The organism is Shewanella insulae (assembly GCF_009831655.1).
Lineage (GTDB): Bacteria > Pseudomonadota > Gammaproteobacteria > Enterobacterales > Shewanellaceae > Shewanella > Shewanella insulae.
Genome location: NZ_WRPA01000009.1, coordinates 180,530 through 194,167, shown reverse-complemented (window position 1 = coordinate 194,167; position 13,638 = coordinate 180,530). Strand labels below are relative to the sequence as shown.

Genomic DNA, 13,638 nt, shown 5'->3' with positions numbered 1-13,638 from the left:
AATGGGAAAGGTAATATTCGACATCGAGAACGGTTGGGGTTGGTCATTGTTTTTGTTTGGCGACTAAACAATAACTCTCCAACCGTTTTCATTTCCAGTCCACGCTAATCCGCGATGAACCTTTTTTATTGCTATTTAATCCGCCACCTGGCTTACTTTTTCAAAAATATTTTGATAAAGGTGAGCTTTTTAGCCAGTCTATGCTTAATAGAAGATTGCATAGAGGACGCGATAAATGCGGGGAGCAGGCCATGCAGGTCAATGATCTATTGTTATTCGTGCGGGTCGCAGATTGCGGTAGCCTGAGCGGCGCGGCGGTGGAGCTGGAGATCTCCGCCGCGGTGGCCAGCGCCAGCCTGAAGCGGCTGGAGAAGGAGCTGGATACCGTGCTCTTCATCCGCAGCACCCGTAGCCTGAGGCTGACCGATGCCGGCGAGCGTTACCTCAGCTATTGTCGTCGGGCGCTGGAAGACTTGCGTCTAGGCGAGCAGGCGCTGGCCTGTGCCAAGTCGCAGATTGCCGGTAAGCTGAGTGTGGCCCTGCCATCAGATGCCGGGCGCAACTATATTCTGCCCTGGCTGGATCACCTGATGGACGAATATCCCAGGTTACAGCTGAGGCTGCATCTCGCAGACAGCCTGACTAACTTCTATCACGACAAGATAGATGTGGCCCTGCGTAGCGGCACCCCCAAGGATTCTAGCCTGGTGGCCTTTAAGATCTGTTCTGCCCAGCGCATCCTGTGTGCATCGCCCGAATATATTGCGACCCATGGTCGCCCCGAGACACTAAGCGATCTGGAGAAGCATAATTGTCTGTTCTTCATGTTAGATGAGAGGACCCACGACCAATGGTGTTTCTATCGCGACGGTCAAACTCATAGGGTGAGGGTGTCGGGCAATCGCACCTGTAACGACGCCGAGGTCGCCCGCAAATGGGCGCTGGCGGGCAAGGGGATCGTCTATAAGTCATCTTTGGATCTGGCTGATGACCTGGCAAGTGGCGCTTTAGTGCCACTGCTGACGAAGTACAGCGGCGAGAGCGCCGATCTCTATCTGGTGTGTCCAGGGCGGCAGCATGTGACGCCCCTGGTGCTGACCCTGAGAGAGCATCTGCGCCAGCGCTGCCAGCAGCGCGCCCAGCGCCTCGCCCCGAATTTTGTTCAGCAGGCATAAAAAAAGCCGCATCGTTGCGGCTTTTATCGATAACGTTTTAAGGCTAATAAATATTAGGACTTAATTTAGGACTTAGCGCGTTTCATCGCGGTGAAGAACTCGTCGTTGGTTTTGGTCATGGCAAGCTTGTCGATAAGGAACTCCATGCCGCTGACTTCGTCCATCGGGTTGAGGATCTTACGCAGGATCCACATCTTCTGTAGCTCGTCCGGTGTGGTCAGCTTCTCTTCGCGACGGGTACCCGAGCGGTTGAAGTCGATGGCTGGGAAGACACGCTTCTCGGCGGCCTTACGAGACAGGTGCAGTTCCTGGTTACCCGTACCCTTAAATTCTTCGTAGATCACTTCGTCCATCTTAGAACCCGTATCGACCAGCGCGGTGGCGATAATGGTCAGGCTGCCGCCGTGCTCGATGTTACGTGCCGCGCCGAAGAAGCGCTTAGGACGATGCAGTGCGTTGGCGTCTACACCACCGGTAAGAACCTTACCAGATGATGGGATCACTGTGTTGTAGGCGCGTGCGAGACGGGTAATAGAGTCGAGCAGAATCACTACGTCTTTCTTATGTTCAACCAGACGCTTGGCCTTTTCGATAACCATCTCGGCTACCTGTACGTGACGGCTGGCAGGCTCGTCAAAGGTCGAGGCAACTACTTCACCCTTTACCAGGCGTTGCATCTCGGTCACTTCTTCCGGACGTTCGTCGATCAGCAGTACCATGAGTACAACTTCAGGGTTGTTATAGGTGATGCTCTGGGCGATGTTTTGCAGCAGCAATGTCTTACCAGCCTTCGGCGGCGCCACGATAAGACCACGCTGGCCCTTACCGATAGGCGAGCAGAGGTCGAGAATACGGGCGGTAATATCTTCGGTCGAACCGTTACCACGCTCCATTCGGATGCGTTCTTCTGCGTGAAGTGGGGTTAAGTTTTCGAAGAGGATCTTGCTGCGGGAGTTTTCGGGTTTGTCGAAGTTGACTTCACTGACTTTCAGTAGCGCGAAATAACGTTCACCTTCTTTCGGGGGACGGATTTTACCAAAGATGGTATCACCGGTGCGCATGTTAAAGCGGCGAATCTGACTCGGTGAAACATAGATATCGTCTGGGCCTGCCAGGTAAGAACCGTCTGCGCTACGAAGGAAACCAAAACCATCTTGCAGGATTTCGAGTACCCCGCCACCGAAAATATCTTCACCGCTTTTGGCGTGGGCTTTAAGGATTGCGAAAATAATGTCCTGTTTGCGGGCTCGGGCCATGTTATCGATTTTCATTTCCTGAGCCAGGATGACCAGGTCCGAAATCGACTTCTCTTTTAATTCTGATAAATTCATTGTGGTGGGTCTTGTATATTGCGAGACAAAGCTATTCTTGGACTAATAGCAATAAAGTTGTTTGGATATTAATCGAAATAGCGAGGTGTGGTTAATGAGAAAGTTTCTGGTTATTAAAGTAGCACTATAGAAGCAGGGCGTCTAGAAATTTAGCGACCCTCGACACATTTACTTGGCTAAGCTGTGTCGAGAATCACTTTCTATGACAAAAATGTCATAGGGATCGCTGCATTAGAGTTGAGCGTCGATGAATTCTTTCAGTTGAGTCTTAGAAAGGGCGCCTACTTTAGTGTCGGCTAGCTCACCATTTTTGAAGATCAGCAGTGTTGGAATACCACGCACGCCGTACTTCGCAGGAGAGGCGTTGTTTTGGTCTACGTTTAGCTTAGCGATAGTTACCTTGCCGGCATACTCGTCTGCAACGTCATCCAGGATAGGCGCGATCATTTTGCAAGGGCCGCACCATTCTGCCCAGAAATCAACAAGGACTGGGAGTTCTGATTTTAAAACGTCGTTTTCAAAGCTGTCGTCGCTTAGGGTAATAATTTTATCGCTCATGATGTTCTCCAGTTAGGGTGCCATTGCTGGTTTGTTAATGGCTTAACCTGTATATTGGGTCTGAAATTCGCTTTTCAAGAGTTATTCGCGGCTTTCAACGGTCTTTTTTTATTAGCCGTTATTTCAAACGATCGAGTTCCTTATTGCAACCCTAACTGGTATGCTTGCGCTATGAGCGAAACACATTTAACTAATCAAAAGTTTGCCGACTTTTCTCTGCATCCAGAGATACAACAGGCACTAATCGAAAGCGGCTTTGAATATTGCACGCCAATCCAGGCATTATCATTACCGATTTTACTTCAGCATAAAGATATCGCAGGCCAAGCGCAGACGGGCACAGGTAAAACCCTGGCTTTTCTGGTCGCCACCTTCAATCATCTGCTAACCACATCTATCCCCGACGGACGTCAACTCAATCAGCCTAGAGCCATAGTGATGGCACCGACTCGCGAACTGGCTATTCAGATCGCCAAAGACGCAGAGCTATTGGCGAAACATACCGGCCTTAAGGTAGGGATTGTTTACGGCGGCGAAAGCTACGAAGTACAGCGTAAGGTGCTGGACAAGGGCGTCGATATCCTCATCGGCACCACGGGACGTATCATAGACTATGTGCGCCAGGGGGTGATCAACCTCAGCGCCATTCAGGCTGTGGTATTGGATGAAGCCGATCGTATGTTCGATCTCGGTTTCATCAAAGATATTCGCTTCCTCTTCAGACGCATGCCAGATGCCAACGAGCGTTTGAACATGCTGTTCTCGGCCACCCTGTCGATGAAGGTGCAGGAGCTGGCCTACGATCACATGAATGATCCTGAGAAGGTCGAGATCGCACCGAGCGAAAAGACCTCGAAGAACATTACCGAGGAGATCTTCTATCCGTCGATGGATGAGAAGATGCGTCTGCTGCTGAGTCTTATCGAAGAAGATTGGCCAGAGAAGGCGATTGTATTCTCAAACACTAAGCACAGTTGTGAAAACCTCTGGGCTCACCTGGAGGGCGACGGTCACCGTGTTGGCCTGCTTACCGGCGATGTGCCGCAGAAGAAACGTATCCGTATTCTCGAGCAGTTCACCGAAGGCAAGCTGGATATCTTGGTGGCTACCGATGTTGCGGCGCGCGGCCTGCATATCTCAGACGTGTCTCATGTCTATAACTATGATTTGCCCGATGACTGTGAAGACTATGTTCACCGTATCGGTCGTACCGGACGTGCGGGTCAGAAAGGGGTCTCAGTCAGTTTCGCTTGTGAAGAGTACGCCCTGAACCTGCCGGCTATCGAGAATTACATTCAACATAGCATTCCTGTGACTAACTACGACAGCGAAGCACTGCTCGATGATATTCCGCCGCCGGTACGCATTCATCGTAAGCATTCGCCACGTCCGTCCGGCCGTTCGGGTGGCGGTAAGCCACAGGGTGGTCGCCCAGGCGCTCGTCCGAGACGTCACGATAGGACGCGTAGACACAGTTAATGAAGCACTCTGGCGTCAGTCCCTTGTATGCGGCCATTACCTTAGGCTCGAATAGTTTCAATATGCTGGTGGCGCAAACCCGTGCCGGCAAGCCGACAGTAGTGGCCAAGTATAAGCGCAAGGTACGCCTCGCCGAGGGGATAGGCACGGATGGTGTCCTCTGCCCCGAGGTGTTCGACCGCGGCCTGGATTGTCTACAGATGTTTTCGCAGATGCTGGACCACGAAGGGGTCAGTCGCGACAATATTGCCGTCATCGCCACGGCGACGCTGCGCAGTATCAGTAACGCAGATGCCTTCAGCCAGGCTGCCCTACCTATTCTGGGACAACCCATAGAGATCATCTCAGGCCTGCGTGAGGCTGAGCTGATCTATCAGGGCATGGTCGCCACCACTGTGGGAGAGGGGCGACGCCTGGTGATAGATATCGGCGGCGCCAGCACCGAGTTCATCATTGGCGATGGCAATAAGGTGCTGCTCAAGACCAGCCTGCCCATGGGCTGTGTCACCTTCAACGAAAAATTCTTCAACAGCTTCCCATTTCAGCAACTGGATTTCGATGCGGCTCAGTGTCAGGTCGAAGCCGCCCTGGGGGATTACCGCGGACAGCTGACCGACTATGGTTGGCACTGTGTGGTTGGCGCCTCGGGTACGGTGCAGTCCGTGGTGGAGTTACTCAATGATCGCGGCGTCTCTGCGACCATTACCCCGGCTGTGCTCAAGGAGCTCAGGGGCGAGGTGCTGGCACAGACTGATGTGAGCCTGAGAGACATTCGCGGCCTGCATAGCGAGCGTGCACCTACCTTTGCCGCCGGCTTAGCCATACTATCTGCCCTGTTTAACCTGCTCGATATCCAATCTCTCAATCTCTCCGGCGGCGCCCTGAGAGAAGGTGTGCTGCAGCAACTTGCCCAGCGAGTCTTAGCCGCCTAATTCTGTTTTTTGCTGGCGATAGCCAACATCTAGTTAACGCCCTTCGTTCTCCCTATCTCTCCGCTTTTGTTTAGAAAAAAACAAAATAATCACTTTTTTCAATTGCTTGTGATTGATTCGAACTGCCTCTTTCTTAGCTTATCTACATGAAGAACTTTTGTATATTGAAGATTGTATAAAATATGTATTTTGTGTTATGTTTTTGTTGCGTCTGAGGTCTGTACCAACTTAAACCTAAATTAATGGTTCGGATGCTAATAAAAAATAACGAGGAAGGGAGAATACAATGAAGTTAAATAGACTCGCTCAGTTCGTGAGTTTGTCCTGTGGTAGCTTGGCCGCGATAGCTGCTCCAGTTTATGCCACCGACAATAGTGAAGAGACTGTTGAGCGAATTGAAGTGACTGGTTCGCGGATTAAACGTATCGACATGGAAGGGGCTAGCCCTATTACGACTATTACCGCAGACGAGCTGGCTAAATCAGGCTTTTCGACTGTGGGTGATGCGTTACGTAGCTCTAACTTGAATGCCTTTGGTTCATGGGGCGGTGGTTCTAATAATGGTTGGGGCTCCCAGGCAACAGTGCAGCTTAAAGGGGCTTCGGCTTTTCATACGCTAACCTTGTTAGATGGTAAGCGTATGGCTAAGTCTCCGGTAATGGATGGTGGTGCCGCGAATATCAATACGATTCCAATGGCTGCGGTAGAACGAATCGAGATTCTCACCGATGGTGCGTCTGCTATCTATGGTACCGATGCGATAGCCGGTGTAGTAAATATTATCCTCAAGAAAGATTTTGAGGGTATTCAATTTGATGCCCGTATGGATCGGCCAACCCAAGAGGGGGGAGACTCCTCTAACATGTCATTTACTGGGGGGTTAGATTCTGAGAAGGGACACTTGGTATTTACCGTTGAGCATTATGAGTCACAAAAGATAATGCAGAAGGATCGCTGGTATACCAGACCTTTCGTCAAAGAAGGTGGAAATCCTGAAGACTATCAAGATTGGGTCAATATCAGTCCTACTGGCCGTGTGTTGACACAGGGAGCAGCTGGCGGTTGGGTTTATTCGACACCGTTTTCAAACTCAGATAAGAGCTGTGCCGATGTTTATGGAGGTGCCTTCATAGGCTCTTTGATCGATAGTGATTATCCAGGGGATACACTATGTGCCTATGATTACACTCAAGCAGCGGCAACTTCTGTTGGGCAAACACGAAATAATACGTTAGTCCACTATTCATACGAGTTAACCGATAGCATCGAATTAACAGCGAGAGCTTACTGGGCGTCTAATGAGACAAAGGATATCTCGGCGCCTGTACCTGCTTCTATCAGTATTCCAGAAGGGCTTCCTGCATACACGACACCAGAAGGGTTAGAGCTGGTCGAGCTGCTCGCTGATCCTAGTGCTGGTATGAATTATCGTTTTGACACTGCTGGTGATAGGGTTGCGGAGCATCACGATAATATCTATGACTTCCTCATTGGATTGGATGGAGCTGCTGAGTACTTTGATTGGGATGTCGCGGTCAACTATAACAAATATGATAACTATACTTGGGGCACTGGTTATCAGTTAAAAGGAGCGACGACAGATCTTGTTGGTCATTGGGATGATGATACAAATTCCTTTATAGGTTGGGATCCTCGCGATCCTAACTCTGAATTACCTCCAGGGGCGACGGCCAACTATGATAAGCGTATGTCTGCCTCCTACTTGGACATTAACGGCGGTCTTTCTTTTAACTTATTTGAGTTACCCGCCGGTGATGTAGGCATGTATGTTGGTGCTTCTTATCGCGAAGAAACACTGGATTCTAAAGTGGATGCGTTAGCCGAAGCTGGTCAGATTGTTGGTGGTAATGGCGGCTCTGGTGGAGCGGGAGAGCGTGACGTTAAGGCGGCATATTTTGAAGTTGTCTTACCAATTATTGACAATCTTGAGCTTAATCTTGCCGGTCGCTACGATGATTATTCTGATTTTGGCGGGACTTTTAATCCTCAAGTTTCTATTCGTTATAACGTTATCGATTCATTATTGTTGCGGGGATCTTGGGGAACTGGTTTCCGTGCGCCGACCTTGTCTGATTTGTACCAAGGTACTTCAGAAGGCTTTGGTTATATTAAGAATTATCTCAATTGTTATGATGAAGGTGAAGACATAGATAGCTGCGATCGCTGGGATTATGGTGCGACTCGAACAGGTGGCAACGAGGCGCTAAAGCCGGAAGAGTCAGAGTCTTACAACATTGGCGTCGTTTGGGAAGTGACAGACGATGTCAACCTGTCGGTCGATTACTGGTCACTGGAAACGACTAACCTTATTTCTGAGCTTAATGCGAGTGAGATCGTAAGAACTCAGGCAAAATTATGGGAACTTGCTGACGCCAATGGAGAGCCTCGTCCAGATGTTTCTAGCATTTATCCTGGTACTTCAATAAGCCAGATAGGTAACGGTAAAATCGATTACGTTGTCAGTCAAAAACTGAACGTCGGATTGAGCGAGCGAGAAGGGATCGACGTAAAATTGGGTGCGGGATTTGATTCTGATTATGGTGATTTCAAATTTGGCCTAGGATGGTCTTATTTCTTGAAATACAAGTCGTCATACTCGCAAGCCGGTGTTCAAATCTTGTCTGACGACGATGCAGGCCGAGAAGATACCCCAGCGCACAGAATAAATCTGACGGCTGATTATAGCTTTGGCGATCATGCGGTTAGTTATTTTGGAAACTATATTGGTTCTCAAGAGAGCTGGGATGTTGTGGAAGGTAGCTGGGATGCCGATGCAGGAGAGACGGCTGATGATGGACAGCTTTATGAAATTGATTCAGTTTTCTACCATAACCTTACTTATACCTACACATTACCTTGGAATAATAGCATCTCTCTAGGTGTTACCAATCTTACCGATGAAGATCCTAAGTTTAGATACGATGGCACATACAACGGTAACTTGTATGATATTCGAGGACGAACCTATTGGGCTGGATTCCGCCAGTCTTTCTAGTGATGAGATCAAAAAAGGCCGCAGTTGCGGCCTTTTTTATTCGTGCTCGTTTAGTCGAGGATCTTCGCCAGATCCACTTCGAGAGAGGTTTCTGGACGTTCGACGATACGGCCTATCTCCTTGCCATCCTGCTTGACGATGAAGGTTGGGATGCGGGTAAAGTCATACTTGGCCGCCAGTCCTTCAGGATCTTGTTTCTTACGATCCACCCCTATGTAGGTCACCTTGATGTTCGGGTTGTTGGCCGCTTCCATGATGCGGATAAAACGCGGCGTCTCACGGTGACAGTCCGGGCACCAGGTGCCTATGATGACGACTATCTCGGTCGGTGCCTTCAGGCTCTTGAGTGGCGCGATGGCGGCCTCATCGACCTGGTAGCTCTTATAGCCCTGGGTAAAATCATCAAGCTCTGTGACTAGGGTTTGGGCTTGTACTTCGCCGGTCAGTATCACTTCCTGTTTCTCCTCACTGCAGGTGGCGATAAAGCCTTCCTGCTTTTCATCGAATGCACAGCCATTATTTGCCAGTGCCTGAGTGCTAAAGAACAGCGCTGTGGTGGCAAGTAATGCTTTAATATTATTGGTCATAGATAGTACCTCAGGCCCATAGACAGAAACCAGAATTGAGAATTCATTTCATTCTGATGCTATTCAATCATCTAAGTTGCACCGAGAGTAGCTTGAATGCGGCGAGCTGTTAACTGGATCACGCCATGACAGTCGGCTTGGCGCAGGGCTTCACACATTTGTCGCTAATTTGCAGAAATTTTCTGCGCTCGGCAACAAGGTGTTAACCCTGCGAGCCGCCTAGAGTAAGTTAGGCGGCGACCAGCTTGGTCAGATCGGCCGGGCGATAGTAGACAGACTTGAGCACCTTGCCTTGACGCACCACCTTACCGGCCATCTCTACATCCTTGGCGCACTTGGCGATGATGAAGTCGCCCTTGCGGCTGCCGACGATCTCCACGCCCTGCTTGGCGTAGTGGGCTATGGTCTCTTCCAGTTCCTGCTCGTTGCGACACACCTTGCTCATGTTGCTCGAATGCACTTCGTCCCAGCAGCGGATGAAGTCGATGTCGCGGTTCTTGGCGACATGCAGCAGCAGATCGATCACATAGCTGATCTCCAGGCGGTCACTCATCTGTGTGGCGCCGAGATGCACCAGGCGGCCCATGAGGACATAGACGGAATCGACGATAGCATCGGCCTGCTCGACGCGGCTATCGGCCTCGGCCAGCTCGGTTAACTCCTCGATGGCGAGTGAGGTGTGCAGGGTGTCGGCCTGCTCATCCAGGCTGGACTCATCTTCGATAGGCAGATCGAAGGTAGAGCGGAACTGGTGGATGTCGCGGTAGAGGTGGTCGTAAAGGGGCTGATCGAGTGCGGTCAGTTTCATCTGTAGGCCTTATGGGGTTGTATCTTGTGTCTGTATGCGTGGCGGGAATTTTAATTTAACGAGGCGCTAATTGAAAGCTGACTGCCCCAGTTAGCGGAGCATGAGCCGATAACCCATGCTTGGTTCGAGAACTTGTTCTGCGGGGAATGCGACTTTTTTACCATCATGGCGAAAGGGATATTATGTCGATATCCTGCATAACGAGTCTGTAATGAGTCGTATCGATGAATTTGTACGCTGAATAGAGTATCGACGCCCCTGGACTAGGCCTTGGATAACTGTGACCGGTCTGGACTGGATTGTTAAAAATGTGTAACTATGTTCGGCCCGTCTGGTGATGAAACGGCTCATGTTTATGTGAATTGCGCCGGTTTGATTGCCGGGGAGAAAAATAGGAAACCCCATAATTATAATAAGGATTATCCATGACCTCTCATCAGCAGTCGCCAGACCAGTCTGGCAGAGATTCGAGTTCGGCGTCCGCTAAGCGCCATAAGCAGCCGACGCTACTAGATGCCCTGATCCCCGTTATCGCCCTAGTCTGTATGTTAACGGCCTCTGTGTACCTGTTCTCTTCCGACAGTTCCTATGGTGCCAACCAGATCGCGCTGATCATGGCAGCTTGTATTACTCTGGTTATCGGGGTGAAGAACGGCTATAGCTGGAAGGAGATGGAGGAGGGAATCGTCAAGAGCGTCTCGCTGGCGACCGGCGCTTTGCTGATCCTGTTTTCGGTCGGTTCCCTCATCGGCACCTGGATCCTGGCCGGTACCGTGCCCACGATGATCTTCTATGGCATGAAGATCTTAGACCCAGATTTTTTCTACGCCGCCTCCTGCTTATTATGTGCCGTGGTGGCCCTGAGTATAGGTAGTTCCTGGACGGTCGCCGGTACCTTAGGCATCGCTCTAATCGGCGTTGCCGGTGCCATGGGCCTCAGCGTCGAGATCACCGCCGGTGCCATCATCAGTGGTGCCTACTTCGGTGACAAGATGTCACCCATGTCAGATACCACCAACCTGGCGCCTGCGGTCGCCGGTAGCGAGCTATTCGGTCATATTCGGCACATGGTATGGACCACCACCCCCAGCATATTGCTGGCGCTGACTGGTTTCCTGTTTCTCGGCCTAAACAGTGACAACAGCGGTGCGGTGACGGATCTGGCCGAGACCATGTCGCGCATCGAAGCCCAGTATCATCCCGGCCCGCATCTGCTGCTGCCCTTGCTGGTGGTCTTAGTATTGGCCTACAAGAAGTTACCCGCCTTCCCAACCGTGATTCTGGGCACTCTGGCTGGCGCCATCTGTGCGGCGCTGTTTCAGTTCGATGGCGTGATCAAGTTCGTCAACGACGACAGCCTGCCCGCGCTGGTGGCCTTGGTGAAGGGGATTTGGGTGGCTATGTTCGACGGCTATACCGCCAATACGGGTGATAAGACACTCGACAGCCTGCTGAGCCGCGGCGGCATGAGCAGCATGGTCAATACCGTCTGGCTGATCCTCTGTGCCATGGCTTTTGGTGGTGTGATGGAGAAAATCGGCCTGTTGCAGCGTCTGCTGCAGGGAGTAATGCATCTGGTGAAATCCAGCGGCAGCCTTATCATCACCACCCTGGCAAGCTGTATCGGTGCCAACTTGATCACAGGCGATCAGTTTATTGCCATCTTGCTGCCGGGTCGCATGCTTAAGGTCGAGTATGAGAAGCACGGCCTGGCGCCGGTTAACCTGAGCCGAGCCCTGGAAGATTCGGCCACCATCACCAGCCCCTTGGTGCCCTGGAACACCTGTGGCGCCTACATGGCCAGCACCTTAGGCGTAGCAACCATCGCTTATCTGCCTTTCGCCTTCTTTAACTTGGTTTGTCCTTTCATCAGCGCGGCTTATGCCTACTATGACATCAAGATTGAGCGTCTGCAGGCGGGTGAGCCCCAGGAGGCCGTGGCCTAGCGAGGGGTCGATTCCCTTATCAACTGCTGGTCAATCTCGGCCAGCAGTCGCTTAAAGTCAGCATCTTGGTGACGCTTGGTAAACAACGGATGCTGTACCAGCAAGGCCTTGGCCAGCCAGCCTTGATTAATCGCCTGAATTAGATAGCGATTACTCAGCACCGTCTCACCACTCTTGGCATAGATCTGCGCGAGGGCAAAACTGTCTGCCGGCCTATCCGAGCCTTGGGTCTGACGTTGGTGATAAGCCTCAACCAACTCGGTCAATCGTTGCTTTTCTATATGATCATCGGCGAGGAACTGTATCAGTTCTCCTCGTTGCTGCTGGCGGGGATGAGGCGATGCGGCCAGTTGCTTGCCAAGTGTCATGGATGCGGCAAACTCTCCCAGGTAAAGTCGGCACTGCGCCAGACGCCAGACGAACTTGAGCTGCTCGGGCTGGTGCGTGGTCAGCCTCAGATAATGCTCGCGGGCGGTAATGAAGTTGCCTTGATACAGAGACCAGAGTCCCAGCGTATCGTTGGCCAGCAGAGAGTCGGGCTGTAGTGCCAGAGCCTTGTCCAGGCTCTCTCTGGCCGCTCGATAGCGTCCCAGGGCGATCAAGGCATGGGCCCTGTGTACCATGCTGACGCTGTTCTTGGGATCTATCTTAAGTGCCTTGTCTGCCCAGTACAGCGCCTGTTGCAGCTGGCCCGTTTCACGATAGATGTAGCTGAGGTTCGACATGGCCTCGCTAAAGTTAGGCTGTTTTTCCAATGCCCTGTTGTTGGCCTGTATCGCCTTGGTCAGCCAGCCTTTGTTGTAGTAGGCCAGACCCAGCGCCTTATATCCCTGTGCGAGGTTCGGATTCAGTGCGATCGCCTTATAGGCGGTATCCACAGCCTGCTGTCGCCAGGCTTCGGGGCCATTAAACTGAAACACTCCCTGGCTATAGGCGTCTGAGAGCCCCGCGTAGGCCAAGGCATGGTCTGGGTTGATGGCGATGGCCGACAGGAAGAGATCTATGGCGTGGCGGTTATCTTCCTCGCGATACCTATGATAGTACTCCAGCCCCTTCTCATAGAGCTCTGTATCGAAGCCACTGCTTTGCGCCGTCTGGGGTTGGGTCGGTGAGAGTGAGTGGGTGGAGGAGATGAGGATGGCGACATAGATAAACAGCAAGAGAAAGATGAATAGAATGAGAGAGGTCATCTTCCAGTAGCTGGGATAGCTCTGTGTGTTGCCTAGGGGGAGCTGGTCGCTGGCCAGCATCAGGCCTGCGGCCTCGGGCTTGTCCGTTAGCGGTGTCGCCTTCACAGGGGGCAGGATTCGGTAGCCTCGACCTCGTACCGCCTCTATATATTTGGGCTGGCTGGCGTCGTCCCCCAGGGCTTTGCGTAGCAGTTTGATACGCTGTTTCAGGGTTTCATCACCTACCACTGTCACTGGCCAGACAGCCTGGATAAGGTGCTGCTGACTGACGATGGCGGGAGCCGCCGCGCAAAGGGTGTGTAGCAGTTGATAGCTCAGGTGGGGCAGCAGTATCTCTTCACCCTGACTGTCCACAAGGGTCCCCAATTGAGTATTGAGCTTGAGATCACCGAATTGGTAAAGGTAGTGCTGGCTGTCGTCCCTGTGCATCTTACTCGTCGTGATTGGCTATGGCATAAAACCACTTTACTTGGCTTTCACCGATTGGCAACCGCTTTCACTAAGCTTCACCAAGACTTACATAAGCTTTCACCTAAGGTAGCCGACAAAAAAATCCGCCCGGCGAAATCACTGGCGCAGTGCCGGGCGGGAGCAATAAAGTGATGGTGGGTGGCAC

Annotated in this window: 10 protein-coding genes; 5 read left to right on the top strand and 5 right to left on the bottom strand. The window is 51.5% G+C overall.

Features of this window, described 5'->3' with window-relative positions; genetic code table 11:
• Positions 1–251: 251 nt before the first annotated feature.
• Positions 252–1,175, top strand: a complete 924-nt coding sequence (locus tag GNT65_RS11675) for a LysR family transcriptional regulator (protein ID WP_160796403.1) — start codon at positions 252–254, stop codon at positions 1,173–1,175.
• Positions 1,176–1,240: 65 nt separating this feature from the next.
• Here the strand turns inward: GNT65_RS11675 and rho are convergent, their stop codons facing one another.
• Positions 1,241–2,506 carry a transcription termination factor Rho gene (gene rho, locus GNT65_RS11670; protein WP_160796401.1) on the bottom strand — a complete coding sequence of 422 codons (1,266 nt, stop codon included), beginning with the start codon at positions 2,504–2,506 and terminating at the stop codon, positions 1,241–1,243.
• 231 nt (positions 2,507–2,737) lie between these two features.
• Complete coding sequence (trxA, locus tag GNT65_RS11665) at positions 2,738–3,064, bottom strand: thioredoxin TrxA (RefSeq protein ID WP_160796399.1); 327 nt, start codon at positions 3,062–3,064, stop codon at positions 2,738–2,740.
• A gap of 171 nt (positions 3,065–3,235) precedes the next feature.
• Here trxA and rhlB point away from each other — a divergent pair, with 171 nt between their 5' ends.
• The 3 genes from rhlB to GNT65_RS11650 all read left to right on the top strand — a co-directional run bounded on the left by rhlB (position 3,236) and on the right by GNT65_RS11650 (position 8,491).
• Complete coding sequence (rhlB, locus tag GNT65_RS11660) at positions 3,236–4,543, top strand: ATP-dependent RNA helicase RhlB (protein WP_160796397.1); 1,308 nt, start codon at positions 3,236–3,238, stop codon at positions 4,541–4,543.
• The gene (locus GNT65_RS11655; protein WP_160796395.1) at positions 4,543–5,475 is read left to right on the top strand and encodes a Ppx/GppA phosphatase family protein; all 933 of its coding nucleotides are present in this window, start codon (positions 4,543–4,545) and stop codon (positions 5,473–5,475) included. The genes rhlB and GNT65_RS11655 overlap by 1 nt, the downstream gene beginning before the upstream one ends.
• A gap of 286 nt (positions 5,476–5,761) precedes the next feature.
• Positions 5,762–8,491 carry a TonB-dependent receptor domain-containing protein gene (locus GNT65_RS11650; protein ID WP_160796393.1) on the top strand — a complete coding sequence of 910 codons (2,730 nt, stop codon included), beginning with the start codon at positions 5,762–5,764 and terminating at the stop codon, positions 8,489–8,491.
• Positions 8,492–8,541: 50 nt separating this feature from the next.
• Here GNT65_RS11650 and GNT65_RS11645 read toward each other — a convergent pair whose 3' ends face one another.
• Positions 8,542–9,078, bottom strand: a complete 537-nt coding sequence (locus GNT65_RS11645) for a thioredoxin family protein (protein ID WP_160796391.1) — start codon at positions 9,076–9,078, stop codon at positions 8,542–8,544.
• Between the two features lie 229 nt (positions 9,079–9,307).
• Positions 9,308–9,886, bottom strand: coding sequence for a nucleoside triphosphate pyrophosphohydrolase family protein (locus tag GNT65_RS11640; RefSeq protein ID WP_160796389.1), 579 nt, complete (start codon positions 9,884–9,886; stop codon positions 9,308–9,310).
• Between the two features lie 425 nt (positions 9,887–10,311).
• On the opposite strand from GNT65_RS11640, the gene nhaC reads away from it, so the two are divergent.
• On the top strand, positions 10,312–11,832 hold the full coding sequence (gene nhaC / locus GNT65_RS11635; RefSeq protein WP_160796387.1) for a Na+/H+ antiporter NhaC: 1,521 nt from the start codon (positions 10,312–10,314) through the stop codon (positions 11,830–11,832).
• Here the strand turns inward: nhaC and GNT65_RS11630 are convergent.
• Positions 11,829–13,451 carry a tetratricopeptide repeat protein gene (locus GNT65_RS11630; RefSeq protein ID WP_244952162.1) on the bottom strand — a complete coding sequence of 541 codons (1,623 nt, stop codon included), beginning with the start codon at positions 13,449–13,451 and terminating at the stop codon, positions 11,829–11,831. The two genes, nhaC and GNT65_RS11630, sit on opposite strands and share 4 nt — an antisense overlap.
• Positions 13,452–13,638: the final 187 nt, after the last annotated feature.

Coding starts and splice junctions, on each gene's coding strand:
- GNT65_RS11675 (WP_160796403.1), top strand. CDS start 252: ATGCAGGTCAATGATCTATTGTTATTCGTGCGGGTCGCAGATTGCGGT.
- rho (WP_160796401.1), bottom strand. CDS start 2,506: ATGAATTTATCAGAATTAAAAGAGAAGTCGATTTCGGACCTGGTCATC.
- trxA (WP_160796399.1), bottom strand. CDS start 3,064: ATGAGCGATAAAATTATTACCCTAAGCGACGACAGCTTTGAAAACGAC.
- rhlB (WP_160796397.1), top strand. CDS start 3,236: ATGAGCGAAACACATTTAACTAATCAAAAGTTTGCCGACTTTTCTCTG.
- GNT65_RS11655 (WP_160796395.1), top strand. CDS start 4,543: ATGAAGCACTCTGGCGTCAGTCCCTTGTATGCGGCCATTACCTTAGGC.
- GNT65_RS11650 (WP_160796393.1), top strand. CDS start 5,762: ATGAAGTTAAATAGACTCGCTCAGTTCGTGAGTTTGTCCTGTGGTAGC.
- GNT65_RS11645 (WP_160796391.1), bottom strand. CDS start 9,078: ATGACCAATAATATTAAAGCATTACTTGCCACCACAGCGCTGTTCTTT.
- GNT65_RS11640 (WP_160796389.1), bottom strand. CDS start 9,886: ATGAAACTGACCGCACTCGATCAGCCCCTTTACGACCACCTCTACCGC.
- nhaC (WP_160796387.1), top strand. CDS start 10,312: ATGACCTCTCATCAGCAGTCGCCAGACCAGTCTGGCAGAGATTCGAGT.
- GNT65_RS11630 (WP_244952162.1), bottom strand. CDS start 13,451: ATGCACAGGGACGACAGCCAGCACTACCTTTACCAATTCGGTGATCTC.